The organism is Mucilaginibacter sp. P1_D10, from assembly GCF_056406215.1.
In genome coordinates, this window is record NZ_JBFUAP010000012.1 from 37,265 (window position 1) to 54,699 (window position 17,435).

A 17,435-nucleotide genomic window follows, 5' to 3' on the forward strand; every position below is an offset into this window, starting at 1 on the left:
AGGAAAACAATGAAAAAGATATATATAAAGATGGTGGGCCTGGCTGTTGTTGCAACGCTGATGGGTTCATGTAAAAAATTTATCGATTACAATCCGCATGAGGATTTCGTAACTACCGATCTGGATTACTTTAAATCGGAAAGCGATTACCGCAGCATGGTGGTAAGTGCCTACACACCTGTGCAATGGCTAAACCAGGTAACAGTTATTGGCGATATTGCCTCAGATAACTCAGTTGCGGGCGGCGAGAGCGCATCAGACGTACTGGCACTGCAGCAGATAGATGATTTTACCCTCACCCCGGTAAACTCCGCGCTGGAAGATTTGTACAAAGTTGCATACGAAGGCGTTAACCGCACCAACTACATTGTGCAGAACAAGGATAAAAACCCGGCAGGCCAAACCATTAGTTTTACCGGTAAGGATGCCTTGTATGGCGAGGTGTATTTCCTGCGGGCCTACTACTACTTTACCTTGGTAAAAATGTGGGGCGATGTGCCGATGTTCCTGGATAAGCGCATTTCGCTTACCGAAGCGCGGGGCCTTGCGCGTTCGCCTAAAGCCGATGTTTACGCCCAGATAGAGAAGGACCTGCTTGCAGCTATTGCTGCATTGCCAACAACGCAATCGCAGCAGGGCCGCATTACCAAGTATGCCGCACAAGGTTTATTGGGTAAGGTTTACCTGTACGAGAATAAATTTGCCGAAGCTGATGCGGTTCTGGAGCCCATTATCGCATCAAACGCGTTTACGCTTGTGGCCGATTTCCCATCCATCTACCTGGCAGCGGGCGAAAATGGCAGCGAGTCGGTTTTCGAAGTGCAATACACCAACGGCTCGCCATATTACAATTGGGGCGGCGCAACCCGCGGTCAGGGCAACTATGCGGTACAGCAAAACGGTATAAGGGGCCTTAGCGGCAGCGGCGCCATGCCATACGCAGCAGGCTGGAGCACCAACCTGCCTACGCAGAACCTGGCCAGTGCCTACGCTGCCGGCGATCAGCGTAAAGATATTACCGCATTCAATATTGAGGCTTATAAAGCCGCCCACCCTGAGTTCAATATCGTTTACTCGGTAGCCCCTTACCGCAACACCGGGCTTTACAACGGCAAATACCTGCCACGCAAAGGCGAAACATCGGGCCAGATAGAGCTGAACTACCTTAACAACTTCCGCGTGATGCGTTACCCCGAAGTATTGCTGATGGCAGCCGAATCCATCAACCGCAGCGGCGGCGATAACACTAAAGCGCTGGGTTACCTTAACCAGGTACGCCGCCGCGCATTTAAAGACACTGCACATGATGTTACCGCCACCGGCGATGCACTTAAACTGGCTATATGGAACGAGCGCAGGCTGGAACTGGCTATGGACGGCGACCGCTTCTTCGACCTGGTGCGTACAGGTCAGGCAGCCTCTAAGCTTTCGGGCTTCGTTGCCGGCAAGCACGAGGTGTTCCCTATCCCGCAAACGGAGATAACCATTACAGGCATCACACAAAACCCAGGCTACTAAACCTTAATTATTACAAATTATGAAGGCAATAAAATATTATTTAGGATTAACCCTGGTACTTGCCACAGCAGCTGGCTGTAAAAAGGATTATCTGGATACCTCGTTTGTTACCCAGGCCTCGGCCCCGGGCAAATTGAGCGTGCTTTACAACATTACGCAGGATAATACCGGACTGGTAACTATTATACCAAACGGCGAAGGCGTAACCAGCTACGACGTTTACTTTGGCGATGGCGGCGACACCTATGTTAAGGTTGCCGCAGGCAAAACCATCGACCATAAATATGCAGAAGGCGTTTACCAGGTAAAGTTGGTTGGCCACAATATTGGCGGCCAAACGGTGGAGTTTACCCAGCCACTCACGGTATCTTTCCGTGCGCCGGAGAACCTTACCCCGGCTATTAGCACCAGCGGCCTTACGGTTACCGTTGACGCGAAAGCCGATTACGAAACCATGTTCCATGTGTATTATGGTGACGAAGCGGGCACCGTTCCCGAGCCTTTCGACACCTTTATAGAAGGCCAGCCTGCTGCGCATACCTACAAAGCTGCAGGTACATACACCGTACGCATAGTGGCCCTGAGCGGTGGCGTGGCAACTACAAATGCTACCCGAACCATTAAGGTTGGCAAACAGATAGATCTGCCGCTAAGCTTCGACGACCCTAACTTTGATTATACGATGAGCGATTTTGGCGGTAACCAAAGCGGCGTAGTTGCCGACCCTGCAGACGCAGGCAATAAAGTGTTGAAAGTTACCAAACCGGGAGGTGCCGAAGTTTGGGCAGGTACTACTTTAGGTACAGGCCTCGGCTTTGCAACCAAAGTTGGTATCACTGCTGCTAACTCAAAAATGACAGCAAGGGTTTACTCTCCTGCCGCAGGCTTAACTATAAAATTGAAATTAGAGGACCATGCCAACGGCGCAAACTCTGTCGAAACAGATGTACTGACTACCAAAGTCAACCAATGGGAAACTTTAACATTCAATTTCAATAACAACTCGGCAGGCACGCCGGCTATAAACCCGGCATTTACTTACGATAAAGCCTCGATGTTCTTCGACTTCGGCACCGGCGGCAGCGGCAAAGTGTTTTATATGGATGACCTCCAAATGAGCGTGCCTATACAGCAAATAAGTTTGCCGGTAACGTTTGATGCAGCAAATACCGATTACACCGTTACCGATTTTGGCAACAACAGCACAGTAGATGCCGTTGACCCCGGCAATGCAGCCAATAAAGTTAAGAAGACCACCAAACAGGGCGGTGCCGAAGTTTGGGCGGGTACTACCATTGGTACACCGGCAGGCTTTGCAACCAAAGTGCCTATCACCGCCGCCTTTGCCCAGATGAGCCTACGTGTTTATTCGCCCGCAGCGGGCTTAACCATCAAATTAAAACTGGAAGATCATACCAACGGCGCAAAATCTGTTGAAACCGACGTGGTAACCACGGTAGCCAACGCATGGGAAACCTTAACGTTCAACTTCCTGAATAACTCCGCAGGTACGCCGGCCTTTAATGCTACCACCAATTACGATAAAGCCTCCGTGTTCTTCGACTTTGGCGTGGCCGGCTCGGGCAAGGTGTTCTATTGGGACGATCTTAAGTTAGTACCTGCGCCGGCATCGGTATTAGGTATCCCGCTCGATTTCCAATCGTCTACCCTGGCCTACGCCTTTACCGATTTTGAAGGTGGCAACGTTACCGTGGTAAACAACCCCGCTTCGGGCGGCATCAATACCAGCACCAAGGTGGCCAAAATGGTGAAAAATCCCGGCGCAACTTACGGCGGTAGCTTCATCACCCTGGATAACCCTATCGATTTCTCGACTAAGAAGACTGTCACGATGAAGGTATGGTCGCCAAGGGTTGGTGCTAAAGTGCTGTTGAAAGTGGAGAACCTAACCAACGGCGGTATCAGCTTCGAGAAAGAAGTATCTACTACAAAAGCCAACGAATGGGAAGTGCTCACGTTTGATTACAGCGCCATTAATACGGCAAACTCATATCAAAAAGTGGTGCTGATATTCGACAACGGTACGTCGGGCGATGGCTCGGCCAACTTCACTTTCTATTTTGATGATATAACCCTTAACTAAACAACAAATGAAAATCAATATAAGAATCATAACAGCAGCCTTTGTTGTGGCTGTTATCGCCGTGGTAAGCTGCAAAAAGCCGGAATACACCTTCGGCAAAATCCTCACTCCAACCGACGTAACGCTTACCACCCAAATTGAGGGCGTGGACGCAGCAAACCCTAACGGGGGCGGTACCGGCAATGTTAGTATCACTGCTGCTGCAACCAGCGCGGTTTCTTACAAGGTAGATTATGGCGATGGCAATGTGGAAATTGTACCAACCGGCAAGGTAACGCACAAGTACGCAAACCCGGGCACTACCGATTACACCGTTATTGTTAGCGCAATCGGTACCGGGGGCGTAACGTCTACTCTTTCTAAAAAGATAACCGTTTTTGTGGCCTTCGAAATTCCTTCAGAAATAATGCAGGATCTGACGAAGGGCGGCTCGCAAACATGGGTTACCGCCAAAGAAACGCCGGGCCATGTAGGTGTGGGACCAAATAACACCTATGCGTCTGACTATTACAGTGCCGACCCCAACCAGCGCGACCCTTGTTTGTACGACGACGAGATGACCTTTACCAAAAACGGCAGCAACATAACGCTAACCGTTAACAACAAAGGCCAGTCGTTCTCTATTGCGGCGGCAACCGCGTTCTACGGTGCATCAGGCGGCGACGGTTGCTACACTATCGATTTGGCGGCACCACGCAAGCTTACCTTCATGAATGCAACCTCTGGCTCTACTACCGCAAACTCTACCCGCATACAATTCGTAGTTCCGGGTAACGGGTTAATCAATTTTGGCACCGGCGGCAATACCTACGAGATACTGGCCATTACCCCAACCACCATTACCTTGCGTAACATCGGTATCGATGGGTTGGCATGGTATCAGAAATTTAAAGTTAAATAACCAACATATGAGACATTTACGCATATATATGATGATTGCACTTGTGGCCATAGCCGCAAGCTGCAGCAAAGACACCAACAAAACCGACCCTACCAAGCCGGCGGACATCCAGATCGCTACCGTACCGAGTACCGATAACAGCGGCAATGTAGCATTTACGGTTACGGCTACTAACGCGGCATCGTACGAGTTTGACTTTGGCAACGGCGTTTTCCAAACATCAACCACCGGCACCGTTACTTACAAGTATCCGGTTGCCGGCACCTACACTGTAAAGGTTACGGCAAAAAGCGCTTCGGGCTCGGTTACCACGCAAACGGCGCAGGTTACGGTGGGAGCCAGCCAGGCGCTGGTTTTTTCAGACGAGTTTGATAAACCCGGCGCACCGGATCCAGGCAAATGGGGTTACGATTTAGGCAACAACAGCGGTTGGGGCAATAACGAGTTGGAGTACTATACCAACCGTGCCGATAACGCTGTAGTGGCCGATGGCAAATTGAAAATCACCCTGAAGAAAGAAGCCTTCAGCGGGTTTAATTATACATCGGCACGCTTGCTTTCTAAAGGTAAGTTCAACTTCAAATACGGTCGTGTAGAGTTCAAGGCGAAACTGCCTGCCGGGGCCGGTACCTGGCCTGCCCTTTGGGCATTGGGCAGCAGTATTGATACCACCCCATGGCCTGCCTGCGGCGAGATAGATATCATGGAGCATGTTGGCAATCAGCAGAACAAAATATTTGCTACGCTGCACTACCCCGGCCATTCGGGCGGCAATGGCGTGGGCAATACCACCATGATACCAACCGCATCTACAGAGTTCCATGTGTACAGCTTAGACTGGAGCCCTACCGAAATGAAGTTTGCGGTTGATGGCGTGGTGTATCACACCTTTGCCAACACGGCAAGCACGCCGTTTAATGCCAACTTCTTCCTCATCATGAACGTGGCAATGGGCGGCAACTTCGGCGGTGCCGTAGATCCAAGCATTACCAGTGCAACCATGGAGGTTGAATACGTACGTGTTTACAGATAACAACATCAAAGGGGCACCCTTGCCGGGTGCCCCTTTTTTAAATCATAATCCCCTAACGAGTTTATGCTCACAAAAAAACATTTCATTGCTGCGGTAATAGCGGTGGCATCTGCCCTGCCCGGCCATACGCAAACAAAAAAAAACGCACCGGTAAAACCAACCGGCAAGGTCATCTTTTTCGATGATTTTGCGGGCAATAAGCTCGACCGCAGCAAGTGGACACCGATAGTCACCGGCTTTCATACCAATGGCGAATTGCAGGCTTATGTAGACTCTACCAACGTAATTTCCTTTGCAAGCGGCGCAGCGGCCCAAGGCGCTCACAATGGCGCACTGGTACTAAGCCCAAAGTATTCGCCGGGCTTTAAAACGTTCGACGGGCAAACCTTCGACTTCATTTCGGGCAGGATTACTACCATTAATAAGTTCGATTTTACCTATGGTACCGCTGAGGCCCGTATTAAAGTGGTAGCGGCAGATGGCCTTTGGCCTGCCTGGTGGATGCTGGGCTACCCCACCTGGCCGGCCGGCGGCGAAACCGACATCATGGAATTTATTGGCGAAGCCGACTGGGTGAGCGCAGCCGTGCACGGCCCCGGTTACAGCGGCGAAACCCCCTTTGTTAACCGCCAATACTTCAACAAAAGCAACGATGCTGCCCAATGGCATACCTATGCCGTTGATTGGGCACCCGAAAGCCTGGTGTTTAAATACGATGGCGTTACCATGTTCCGCGTAACTAAAACTATGGCCGAGCATTACGGCAAATGGATATTTACCGATAAGCAATATCTGCTGTTGAATTTTGCTGTTGGCGGTATCTATCCTTATAAAATAAACGGGCTTAAAAAGCCTTACTACGGCTTGTCAGAAAAAGCGCTCGGCCTCATCAAAACCAACAAAGCAAAAATGCTGGTAGACTGGGTGAGGGTTACCAAAAGGTAAGGACTAATCATTACGAATCAAACTACTACGAAAACCTTCGGCAATGCCGGAGGTTTTTTGTTTGATGCGAACAGCATATTGTTTGTACTTTAGTGCAACCAACATAACCCAATGAAAACATTAGCCGAATTTAAAGCATCATTGAATTCAGAACGCCCGGAGAGTGGCCTATCGGTGCAATTGAAAAGCCTGTGGTATGATGGTAAAGACGATTGGCACCAGGCGCATGCCCAGGTAGATCAGCTGAACGATAAGGCATCGGCCTGGGTGCATGCCTACCTGCACCGTAAAGAAGGCGACATCTGGAATGCCGACTACTGGTACAGCAAAGCAGGCAAGGTACGACCGAATGTATCTTTAGAAGAAGAGTGGGAAGCTTTGGTTGTGGCATTTATTTGATTGAAGAATGGCGGCCTTGGAGCGAAAGCTATGTCAATTAATAGTCAGCACCGTTTAAACAGATAAATAATTCCAGAGGCTTGCAACCCTATACCCTCCATATAACCCTCTATGATGCGGCCTTCTTTGGGCTGCTATCCATCGGCTTTGCCTTAATCGCACTTTTGTGGTTCACTCGTAAAGCCAACCAGGCCGCCAATCGCTTTTTAGCCGGGGCGTTGGCTGTTGCTGTATTATGGATAGCCCGGATATTGACAGCAGACACCGGGCTTGTTGTTTGGAGCCGCTTGCCCATGCAATTTTCGCTGGCGCTTGGGCCGCTGATTTATTTCTATGTGTTAACCACTATCCGGCCGGGCTATCAATTCCGGCGGATGGGTTTGCTGCATTTTAGCCCCTTGTTATTGGAGCTATGCGCACAGGTTTTACCGTTTGCAGAGAGCTTAAAAACAGTAAGGTTGGTCCTTAATGTATTGGCATTCGTTTCCGTTTTGACATATCTATATTTATGCCGAAACACTATAGATAATTTCTATACGCAAAAATTATTCAACAACGGCGACCGTTACCGGCACGGCTTGCGGTGGCTCCGTAGCTTGATTACGGTTTTCGGCTCGCTGTGGCTATTGTGGGTTCCCCTCGCAGCAGCAGATTATTTTTGGTACGGCAATCGCTTAGGCACACCCGCTTATTATCCTATATACCTGCTTTTGATGGCCATGCTCATCTGGATGGCGGCAAGGACATTCATTGTGCCAGAACTCGGCGCGGCGGCAGAAACCGCATCTTTAGCGAAACCCCTGTTACCCAACGAACTCAAAGAAAAAGGCATCTGGTTAAAACACCAGGTTAAACAAAACCAATACCACCTGAACCCCGATTTAAGTTTAAGCTCCCTTGCCGAAAAGCTGGGACTGCACACGCACGAGGTATCACGTATATTGAATACCGTACTCAAAAAAAGCTTCAACGATTTTATTAATGAGTACCGGGTGCAGTCCGCCGCCCGTATGATGCAGGATGCTGCTTATGACCATATCACCCTGCTGGGTATCGCATATGAGTCAGGCTTCAACTCGCAAAGCAGTTTCAATCGTATTTTTAAACAACTGACGGGCAAAAGTCCGCAGGAATACAAAAACAGCCTTAAAAAAGAGCAGCCATCTTATAACTTGGGCAGTCGCCCCGCATTTGCGCCGGTAATTTTGAATCGTGATAGCCCTGCTAAATGGGCTTACGATAAACTTACCCGCAATTATATGATCAGGAATTATTTAAAAATAGCGAAGCGCAACCTGCTGCACAATAAGAGCTATGCCGCCATCAACATTACCGGCCTGGCCGTGGGCATTGCCGTTTGTTTGGTCATCTTTATCATCATCCAATACCAAACCAGCTTCGATAATTTCCATGCTAAGAAAAACCGTATCTACCGCCTGCTTACCGAATACCACTACGCGGAAACCGGCACTATATCTTACGGAAAAGACCTTGCCTTCCCGATACCCAAGGGACTAAAGACGGAGTTCCCGCAGATAGAAGTCGCCCCCATTTTTGCCAGCCAGAACGATCACCTGATCATACCCGATAGCAACGGCAGCCCGAAAAAGATATTCAAAGAACAAAGGGGGCTGTTTATTACTTCGCCCTCTTTCTTTAAAATATTCGACTTCCCCTTACTTGCAGGTTCGTACGCATCGCTAAACGACCCGAATAACATATTCCTCACCAAAGAAACCGCCGAAAAATACTTTGGCGACTGGAAAACGGCGATGGGCAAAACCATGAAGATACAGGTGGGCGGCTATATGTTCGAGCACGGCATCGATGTAGTAAGGGTGTCGGGTATACTGGCAAGTATCCCCGCAAATTCCGATTTTCAGCTGAAAGTGGTGGTTAGCTACGGCACGGCATTTACCGGAGATTATCTATCCCAAAACACCGATTGGGACGAAACCGTAATCGATTATGGCTGCTACGTTATGCTGCCGCCCAACACCACGGCCAGCAGCTTTAACGAACAATTGAAGGCCTACTCGCGAAAGGTAGGATCGCCGGATAATAAAGACAGCCATATTGTACAACCACTAAGCGCCGTGCATTATGATACGCAGGTAGGCAATTACAACAATAAAACCATCAGCCGCAGCCTGCTCAATGTGCTGTGGCTCATTGCGGGTTTCATCCTGTTGATTGCCTGCGTAAACTTTATCAACCTCTCCACCGCGCAAGCCGTTAACCGGGCAAAAGAGGTTGGCGTGCGCAAAGTTTTAGGCAGCAGCAAAGGCCAGTTGCAGGCGCAGTTCATCGTAGAAACCTTCCTGATTGTGATGGGTGCGGTGCTGCTTGCAGTGGTCGTCGCGATTTTCGCGCTGCCCTCGGTGGGCCGCCTGCTGGACCTTTCGCTCTCGTTCAACATGTTCAGCAATCCGGCGATAATCATCTTCTTGTTGGGCGTACTCATTATCGTAACAGCCCTCGCCGGGTTTTATCCGGCTATCGTTTTGTCGCGTTTCAATCCTGTAAATGCTTTAAAGAGTAAACTTAGCAGCAACCCCGCAAAGGGTATCTCGTTGCGGCGAGGGCTGGTGGTGGGCCAGTTCGTCATCGCGCAGGCGCTGATTATCGGCACCTTCGTCATTGTTAAACAAATGGATTATTTCATGAACCAGCCTTTAGGCTTTGATAAGGAAGCGGTAATCAATGCTCCCTTCCGGGTGGATAGCGCAAGTATGAGCAAAATGGAATATGTCAAGAACCGGTTATTGGCATTGAATAATGTAAAAGCGGTAACCTTTAGTTCCAACACACCTATCGAAAATGGCGACGATACCTGGAGCGCCATCAAGTACGACCATGCGCAAAAAGAATCGGGTTTTAAAGCCATCACCAAATTTGCCGACGATGACTACGTGCGCACTTATAAATTAACCCTGATAGCAGGACGGGATTTAAAACCGTCCGGCATGACGCGCGAATTCCTGGTCAACGAGTCGCTGCTGAAAAGCCTCGGCATCAAAAACCCGGAAGATATCCTGAATAAGCAAATCAGCATCTGGGGCGACCGCATCACCTGCCCCGTAGTTGGCGTGGTAAAAGATTTTAACGACCGCTCTTTCCGCGACAAGCTCGCACCCTTGTTGATTACCACCAACGGCACCATGTATAACCAGGCCGGCATAAAACTGGCATCCGGTAACCTCCCCGCTACCATCGAGTCGGTTAAAGAAATATGGGAGCAAACCTTCCCCGATATGGTTTTTGAATACAAGTTCCTCGATGAAAAGATCGGGAACTTTTACAAACAGGAAAACCAGCTATCGCAGCTGTACAAGCTATTTTCCGCCATCGCCATATTCCTCAGCTGCCTTGGCTTATATGGCCTGGCATCGTTCATGGCGGTACAACGTATAAAAGAAGTAGGCATCCGAAAGGTGCTTGGTGCATCCGCAGGCAGTATCGTTTATCTGTTTTCGAAGGAATTTATCATCCTTATTGCCATTGCCTTTACCATTGCCGCGCCTGTTGCCTGGTATTACATGCACCAATGGCTGCAGGATTATGTGTACCGCATCAACATCAGCTGGTGGTTGTTTGCAGCGGGCGGGCTTGCAGCTATTATCATTGCGCTGGCAACTATCAGTTTTCAGGCGGTAAAAGCAGCAATGGCCAACCCGGTGAAGAGCCTCAGGAGCGAATAAACGCCTTAAACGCTGACCTTATAAACTGACGTTCGGCAAACCATGCTCAATGTATTAATCGTTATTTTTGCAGCCATAAAACGTTAAACGATGTCGATAACTACCGAAGACGAAAAAGTTGGCATGCAGCAGGCCAGCGATGCAGTAGCCATTACGCTGCGCAAGATGCGCGAATACGCCAAACCGGGCATCTCCACCAAAGAACTCGACGATTACGGCGGCGAATTGCTGGCGCAGATGGGCGCGAATTCGGCCCCTAAATTAACTTATGGTTTCCCCGGCTATACCTGCATCTGCGTTAACGAAGAAGCCGCGCACGGCATGCCCTCGGCAGATAAGATACTGCAGGAAGGCGACCTGGTCAACATCGACGTATCGGCAGAGCTGAACAGCTACTGGGCCGATAACGGCGGCTCCTTCGTACTTGGCGAAGACATCCATGGCCATGGCAAACTGGTACAAGCATCTAAAGACATCCTGAAAAAAGCTATCGACAACATTAGAGGCGGCGTGAGGATTTCGGAGATTGGCCGTTTGATAGAAACAGAAGCCAAAAAAGCCGGCTACACCGTTATCAAAAACCTTACAGGGCATGGCGTTGGCCGCAGCCTGCACGAAGAACCTCACGAAATTGCCAACTACTGCGATAAGTATAACACCACCCGTTTCCGCAAAAATTCGGTGGTGGCGATAGAAACCTTCATTGCCACCAAATCTACCATTGCCGAAACCCAGGCCGACGGCTGGACCCTTAGCGGCAACAAAGGCGGCTTTGTGGCCCAGCACGAGCACACCATTTTGGTAACTGGCGGCCAGCCAGTAATATTTACTGGGCAGAACGGTATTTGGGATTGAGATTCAAAGGTAGGCTTGCCTATAAAAAGCCATCAAAAACCCGTCATTGAGGAACGAAGCAATCTCCCGGAAAGCAGAGCGGCTTTGCAAAGCGCCTTGTCCTGCGTAGAGATTGCTTCGTGCCTCGCAATGACGACTCTTTTATTTATTTTTAACCCTTATCGCATTACTTCCGTTCAATTTATCAGCTAAAAGTTTCATATAAAAACCACCTACAACGCTGCGGGCCTTGAAGTTATCGCGGATGCCGGTGTTAGAGTCGTAAAAATCATTGAGCGGTACCCGCGATTCGGTTTCTATGGCATGCCTGTACACCGGTTTTACAAGGGCCTCAAACTCCGCGCGGGTTGGCGCGAAGGTGGCTGTCCACAATATCCAGTCGTTTTTGGTGTAGGCTTCGCGGCTATCCAGTGGTATGCCGAATTTGTTTTGCTTGGTTAGGTAGTACTTCGTTTCTGTATCATAAACCCGCTGCGGGAACAGGTTCAGCTTCAAAACCTTGTCCCAAACCAGGTTGTACTTCTGGCTCCAGGTGGCTTTGTTATCGAAGGTAAGCGCGTAGTGGTCACCGGCATCTGCCATGCTTATCCATTTGGGCACCATGCTTTCGGCAATAGCCCTGTATTTTTTTGCGGTATCGGCATAGCCCAGGGTTTGCGCCATTTGCGCGTAGCAGGCAATACCTACAATAGCCTTTACCGAAAGGTTGGCGTTGCGGGCCAGGTGACCGGCAAAGTCATCGGTACACAATTGCGTTTTAGGGTCCAGGCCTTCCCTTACCAGGTAATCAACCCAGGTGCTCAGGGTTTTCCAATGCTTTTGAGCAAATTGGGCATTACCCTGCGCTTTGGCTATAGCCGCGGTCAGGATAATCATATTACCCGATTCTTCCACCGGCATTGGCTCACCGTAGGTTTGGCCGTTGGCCAGCGGGTAGGTACCCAAATCGTGCGCGGCCCATGGATGCGGGTATTTACCGCTCTCGCTGAAGTAAAAGATACCATTCAGCATCCCTTGCAGTAATTTAGGATTGTAAATGAGGTAAAGCGGTGCCGATGGATAGGTAACATCCACCGTGTTGATGAAACCGCCGCTGTTGTTCTCTTTAGATAGCCACAGTATTTCGCCCTTGGGGCTTTTTACCAGTGTATGCGCCGCTATGCTCTGGCGATAAGCCAATACGCATAGGTGCGCATAATCTTTCCCGCCCGATTTTAATGCTGCCGCATAAACCTCTTTATTAAAGGCCGCGCATTGCAGCATCACTTTTTTGTATTCGTTAAACGCGCCGGTGAGCCGGCCATCCATGGTTGCCTTACCCGATGCGTTCCACCATGGGCGCAGGTTGTTTTTAAAGTATTGTACCGAGTATATCTCGTCGTAACCCAGTTCCACAAAACGCTCTACAGCGCTTTTGCCAACCGCGCCGAAAGGGATAACCGTATTCAGCGATAAAGATTTGCCGGTAGATACAGTCGACGCCGTCGCACCATTCCTGAAGGCATCTACAGCGTTGCTGCCCGTAGTAATGAACTGTACCGCGCCGCCTGTTTTAGGTGCAGCAACGTAAAAGTAACCCCAATCTATCCGCATATCGTCAGCGCCTTTCCCCAATATCGCTTGCTCTACCGTACCAACTTTAAGTACCGACAAAGCTGCCGTAGCATACTTTTTCGCCGCTACCTGCTGCGACGGGCGGAACACCGCAATATCCGACGAAGCACCCAGGAACACTTTCACCTGGTGTGTTTTACCATCGTTCGCCGCTACACTGTAGGTGACATAAGATACCGGGCGCGATGACAAGCTAAGGTCTCTTATCAGCAATGGCGAGGTGAACGTGAGCTTTAAATCAACCTTGCCGCAGGTAAAATTATAGATGGTTTGGGTGGCGGTAACCTCAACATTCTTCTGGTCGGCTAATTGTACTTTGGCGCCTTTTTCCTTCAACTTATCCGCCAGGCCGAAATCAAGGAAGCGGCCGCCGGCTGTATTGGCCAGGTGGATAGCGATGATATTATCACCCGCTTTCAGGTCATCCTTGCTGACCGCATAATATTGCAGCGTGCTTGTCCAGCCCGTTTTGGTATAGATTTTCTTCCCGTTAAGGTATAGTTCGATATTATCATCGTGGTCGATCTTCAAAAACAACTCGTTGATGCTGGCCACATCGGCAACGCTGAAAGCCCTTCTCACCCAAATATTGTCAGTTTTCCAAAGCGTTTTTACCGTGCTTGGGTTATCGCCAAGCGGCATGGCAGCGGTTTTCCAGTCGCCGGCCGCGTAAGCTGCGGAGGTCCAATCGCCCTGCGGAGCGGTTTCAGTATATTTAACGCTATACGGCGTTTCGTCTGATGTGCCCAGCACCGGCTGGTATTTTACTTCTTCCTTGCCCAGAAAACGGTAGATATTACCATCCACATTAATTAGTCCCAACAGCGAATGATCCGAACCGGTCCAGTGGGTGGTGGTAGATGCATTCAGCTGGTCGGTATTACTCCAGATGCTGAAGTTTGGGTTATGCGTAATGAGCGGGTATGAAGGGGCTTTCCTGTCCTGCGCCTGAATTTGGCCAATAGCTAAGGAAAACGCCAGCAGGCCGAGGCATTTTAATTTGTTAGATAGATTCATCGTAAAAGCAGTCTATAATTGAGTGGGTAAAAATACCCTACGGGATTTGCATCACGCCGCTTTTTCGTATCAAGTTTTCGACTATTCGTATCAATTACATCCTGAACTTGCATATATGCCGTGTAAGCTACGCGATACTTACGATTTACGGGGCAGCTTAAATCATGGTCAATTTTGCCTTCCCCCATTTCATTATGCGGCCCCACCTCCCTATATTGCATGCATGACTGATTATAAACAGGAAGCTGCAAAAGCAGCCTTAGCACACATAAAACCAGGCCAAACCATTGGGCTGGGCGCAGGTGCAACCATTGCATATTTGGTTGATATGCTGGCAGCTGACAGCGCGCTCGCGGGGTCGCTAACCTTCGCATCCTCCTCCTTTAAAACGACAGGCCTATTGGCAGGGCAAGGCCTCAGCCTTAAATCGCCTGGTTATTTGGACCATCTTGATATTTATTTCGATGGCTGCGACCAGTTCGATACACAGCTGACCGCCCTGAAAAGTGGCGGCGGCATCCACGCTACCGAAAAGATACTGGCCTCAATGGCCGATGAGTTCATTCTGCTGGGCGATACCTCAAAATTCAGCGAGAAGTTGAGCACCAAATATCCGCTGGTGATAGAGGTATTGCCTACAGCGCTGCAAATTGTGTTGAAAACCCTTAAGGATGAGTTTTCACCTGCGGCGCTAAACCTGCGCATGAGTACCCAAAAAGACGGTGCCCTTATTTCTGATAACGGCAATTTACTGGTTGATATTTACTTTAACGAATTACCGGCACTGAGCGAACTGAACACAAGGGTTAAAATGATACCGGGGATAGTTGAGCACTCCTTATTCTACCGCATGGCATCTAAAGCGCTTATTGCCGGGCCGGATGGGGTATCTGTCGTCATCCCACGGCATGCGCGATAATAAAAAAAAGCGCGTTGCCATCCATTAACGATTGCCAACGCGCCTTGGTTTAGGTTGTTTTACTTGTTATTTTACTTGCAGTTCTTTACCTGCTATATCTTCCCAGCGGTAATAGTGGAAGGTTTTATCGTTGCTCATCACCACGAATAACCCGTGTTTGAAGTTCCCGTCAAGGGGAACGTTCACCACGTCAGAGCCATCGCTTTGCGTGGCAGCAACATTCACCACCTTCAGCAGCTTATGCTCAAACGGATTTTGCGCTGTACCTTCGCGACTAAACACCTGGAAACGGTTAGCCCCCTGGTCTGATACCTGGATGTATCCCGTAGAATCCGTCAGCTTATAAATCGATATACCCTCATGGTCGGCAGCGAAACCGCTGGTACCGAATATGGCCAGCTGCGCGTCGCCCTTCTCCGGGTCGGCGTAGTATTGCCTTACCCCTGTCTGCTCGTCGGAATAATAGATGTAGCCCAGCTCGTTATCAACCGCTATGGCTTCTATCTCTTTTTTGCCGCTATAGGTACCAAACTTGCGCACCAGCGTGGCTTTCACATGCCCGCTGCCGTCGTCGCCCAGTAAATATTGCCAGAGGTAACCGCCGGTTGTGGGTCCGTTTTTACGGCCGGCTATGGCATACATACGGCCATCTTTGGCGGTGTAGATAGATATCCCCATTAAATCGCGGTATTCGAAACCTGTCTCGCCCTCGAATATCTCAATGCCGCCATTATCCACCGGCTGCATATCGGGCAATGAAAATATCCGCAACTTATGCGTCATGCGTTCGCTGGCTATTACAATGTCGGTTGCTTTGCCATTCAGCATCAGGCCGTAGGCAAGGTCTACATTGTTTGGGCGTTTTAAACCCCTTACCACTTTGCTTTGCACAATTTTGCCATGCAAATCAAAAACGTACAGCGCGCCGTCTTCATTTTTATCGGTACCTATCACCAGGCTTTTGGCAGGGTCGGCAGGGTTTACCCAAATGGCGGGGTCGTCGGTATCGTATTTTACGGGCTCGGTTACAAAAAGAGGTTTTACTATCGCGGCATCGCCGTTTTGCGTTTTGGGTTTCATGGGTTGCCCGCACGCTCCGCTGCAAACCAGCAGGAGTGGCAGAACCCTATTCAAAAACTTAACACTCATGCTTATAATTTTGTGCCGTATGCGCCTACGAATACTGCCGGCTCCGGCGATACATAGGTAATACCGTTAGCCATGGTGATGCCACCTTTATGGTGACGGGTAAAAGCGGTAGTCCCCTTAGTAAGCGCAGGTGAAATACCCTGCAAATGGAAATCCCAGGCGGTGTTAAAATCAGGACTGGTAACCGGGTTATCCAAGGGGAAGTTTACAAACTTAGGGTCGTTCTCACCGGCTGTGGTGCCTCTTACATCGTTAGTGCCGGCGATCACGTCATTCTTACCTGGCTGGAACTGGTTAACAGTAGTTTGGTCGAAACCATAGTACCAGTTGTTGCTGTATTTAGAACGCGCGTCCTCAGGCTTCTTCGGGTCGCGTTTTACGCCGAAACGGGTATTGGCAAACAGGTTATTGTACAAATCGGCACGCACGGTAGCTTCCAACCACACCGAACCGCCTTTTGCGGTAGGCCTTCTCCAACCGGTGTTTACCATGGTGTTGTTGTAGGCAATGATATACGCCTGCGGGGTACGGTCGCCGACGTTAGATAATTTGAGCGCGTTTGTATTGGTACTATAAACCAGGTTATAGGCAACATCGGCCAAACATCCCGATTTAAAGTTCATGGCATCGCCGCCAGTAACACCGGTGGTGTAAAACACGTTGTTGGCAAAAATAATCTTGCCGCCTTCGATGTAAGTACAATCTTCCTGCAGGTTGCGGAAGATGCTGTTCTGTACCACCAGCCTGCCGTTTACATTAGAAAACCACAAGGCGGGCAGGTTTTCGCCTGCAACCGCTTTATAAAGGCCCATTTTTACCGATGTAGAAGCATCAGAAGTGGTTGCGCCGCCGTATTCAATGATGGTATGGTCAAGCACCAGTTCGGCGCAGCTTGGTGCCGCCAATATGCCGCCCCAAAGCTTACCGAATTTCTTGGCCGGGGTTTTATACAATTCGTTCACTGTGAACCTTACCGGGTTCTCAGCAGTACCTAATGAGTACAGGTTGCCTTTTACCACAATCTCTGGCTTGGTAAGTGTATCCATCAACACGGTTACACCTTCTTCGATGGTAAGCGATTTACCCTCCGGGATGATGATATCGCCCTTGATAACCTGTGTACTGCCCCTTTGCCACACACCCGATACTTCGCCTATGGCAGAACCGTCCGCCGGCGTAGTATCAACATCTATGTTGGCCTTTTCGCAGCTACTGAACATCAGGGCCGATGCTGCAAATGCTGCTATAATCAGTTTAAATTTCATATCGATATATTTTTA

General features: G+C 49.5%; 12 protein-coding genes. 9 read left to right on the top strand and 3 right to left on the bottom strand.

Annotated features, from left to right (window positions below):
• Window positions 1-9: 9 nt before the first annotated feature.
• The 8 genes from AC1DYT_RS18910 (at window position 10) to map (ending at window position 11,456) form a co-directional block, all read left to right on the top strand.
• The gene (locus AC1DYT_RS18910) at window positions 10-1,518 is read left to right on the top strand and encodes a RagB/SusD family nutrient uptake outer membrane protein (RefSeq protein ID WP_477471090.1); all 1,509 of its coding nucleotides are present in this window, start codon (window positions 10-12) and stop codon (window positions 1,516-1,518) included.
• A gap of 19 nt (window positions 1,519-1,537) precedes the next feature.
• Window positions 1,538-3,622, top strand: a complete 2,085-nt coding sequence (locus tag AC1DYT_RS18915; RefSeq protein ID WP_477471091.1) for a hypothetical protein — start codon at window positions 1,538-1,540, stop codon at window positions 3,620-3,622.
• A gap of 7 nt (window positions 3,623-3,629) precedes the next feature.
• The gene (locus AC1DYT_RS18920; RefSeq protein ID WP_477471092.1) at window positions 3,630-4,523 is read left to right on the top strand and encodes a PKD domain-containing protein; all 894 of its coding nucleotides are present in this window, start codon (window positions 3,630-3,632) and stop codon (window positions 4,521-4,523) included.
• A gap of 28 nt (window positions 4,524-4,551) precedes the next feature.
• A complete protein-coding gene (locus tag AC1DYT_RS18925) occupies window positions 4,552-5,556 on the top strand; it encodes a family 16 glycosylhydrolase (RefSeq protein ID WP_477471093.1) in 1,005 nt (334 codons plus the stop codon).
• Window positions 5,557-5,619: 63 nt separating this feature from the next.
• Window positions 5,620-6,501 carry a glycoside hydrolase family 16 protein gene (locus tag AC1DYT_RS18930; protein ID WP_477471094.1) on the top strand — a complete coding sequence of 294 codons (882 nt, stop codon included), beginning with the start codon at window positions 5,620-5,622 and terminating at the stop codon, window positions 6,499-6,501.
• Between the two features lie 111 nt (window positions 6,502-6,612).
• Complete coding sequence (locus tag AC1DYT_RS18935; protein ID WP_477471095.1) at window positions 6,613-6,900, top strand: hypothetical protein; 288 nt, start codon at window positions 6,613-6,615, stop codon at window positions 6,898-6,900.
• Between the two features lie 80 nt (window positions 6,901-6,980).
• Complete coding sequence (locus AC1DYT_RS18940) at window positions 6,981-10,601, top strand: ABC transporter permease (RefSeq protein ID WP_477471096.1); 3,621 nt, start codon at window positions 6,981-6,983, stop codon at window positions 10,599-10,601.
• 90 nt (window positions 10,602-10,691) lie between these two features.
• Window positions 10,692-11,456, top strand: a complete 765-nt coding sequence (gene map / locus AC1DYT_RS18945) for a type I methionyl aminopeptidase (protein WP_477471097.1) — start codon at window positions 10,692-10,694, stop codon at window positions 11,454-11,456.
• Window positions 11,457-11,597: 141 nt separating this feature from the next.
• Here the strand turns inward: map and AC1DYT_RS18950 are convergent, their stop codons facing one another.
• Window positions 11,598-14,087, bottom strand: coding sequence for a glutaminase family protein (locus tag AC1DYT_RS18950; protein WP_477471098.1), 2,490 nt, complete (start codon window positions 14,085-14,087; stop codon window positions 11,598-11,600).
• A gap of 223 nt (window positions 14,088-14,310) precedes the next feature.
• On the opposite strand from AC1DYT_RS18950, the gene rpiA reads away from it, so the two are divergent.
• On the top strand, window positions 14,311-15,006 hold the full coding sequence (rpiA, locus tag AC1DYT_RS18955; RefSeq protein ID WP_477471099.1) for a ribose 5-phosphate isomerase A: 696 nt from the start codon (window positions 14,311-14,313) through the stop codon (window positions 15,004-15,006).
• Window positions 15,007-15,072: 66 nt separating this feature from the next.
• Here rpiA and AC1DYT_RS18960 read toward each other — a convergent pair whose 3' ends face one another.
• Together AC1DYT_RS18960 and AC1DYT_RS18965 are read right to left on the bottom strand one after the other, a co-directional pair.
• Window positions 15,073-16,086: a phytase gene (locus AC1DYT_RS18960; protein ID WP_477471100.1), complete on the bottom strand. Its 1,014-nt coding sequence runs from the start codon at window positions 16,084-16,086 to the stop codon at window positions 15,073-15,075.
• A 71-nt stretch (window positions 16,087-16,157) separates the two neighbouring features.
• Window positions 16,158-17,420 carry a right-handed parallel beta-helix repeat-containing protein gene (locus AC1DYT_RS18965; RefSeq protein WP_477471101.1) on the bottom strand — a complete coding sequence of 421 codons (1,263 nt, stop codon included), beginning with the start codon at window positions 17,418-17,420 and terminating at the stop codon, window positions 16,158-16,160.
• Window positions 17,421-17,435 lie beyond the last annotated feature (15 nt).

Bases quoted from the DNA above. Each gene is read 5' to 3' on its own strand.
- rpiA (WP_477471099.1), top strand. From the start codon at position 14,311: ATGACTGATTATAAACAGGAAGCTGCAAAAGCAGCCTTAGCACACATA.
- AC1DYT_RS18930 (WP_477471094.1), top strand. From the start codon at position 5,620: ATGCTCACAAAAAAACATTTCATTGCTGCGGTAATAGCGGTGGCATCT.
- AC1DYT_RS18965 (WP_477471101.1), bottom strand. From the start codon at position 17,420: ATGAAATTTAAACTGATTATAGCAGCATTTGCAGCATCGGCCCTGATG.
- AC1DYT_RS18910 (WP_477471090.1), top strand. From the start codon at position 10: ATGAAAAAGATATATATAAAGATGGTGGGCCTGGCTGTTGTTGCAACG.
- map (WP_477471097.1), top strand. From the start codon at position 10,692: ATGTCGATAACTACCGAAGACGAAAAAGTTGGCATGCAGCAGGCCAGC.
- AC1DYT_RS18960 (WP_477471100.1), bottom strand. From the start codon at position 16,086: ATGAAACCCAAAACGCAAAACGGCGATGCCGCGATAGTAAAACCTCTT.
- AC1DYT_RS18935 (WP_477471095.1), top strand. From the start codon at position 6,613: ATGAAAACATTAGCCGAATTTAAAGCATCATTGAATTCAGAACGCCCG.
- AC1DYT_RS18915 (WP_477471091.1), top strand. From the start codon at position 1,538: ATGAAGGCAATAAAATATTATTTAGGATTAACCCTGGTACTTGCCACA.
- AC1DYT_RS18950 (WP_477471098.1), bottom strand. From the start codon at position 14,087: ATGAATCTATCTAACAAATTAAAATGCCTCGGCCTGCTGGCGTTTTCC.
- AC1DYT_RS18920 (WP_477471092.1), top strand. From the start codon at position 3,630: ATGAAAATCAATATAAGAATCATAACAGCAGCCTTTGTTGTGGCTGTT.
- AC1DYT_RS18925 (WP_477471093.1), top strand. From the start codon at position 4,552: ATGATGATTGCACTTGTGGCCATAGCCGCAAGCTGCAGCAAAGACACC.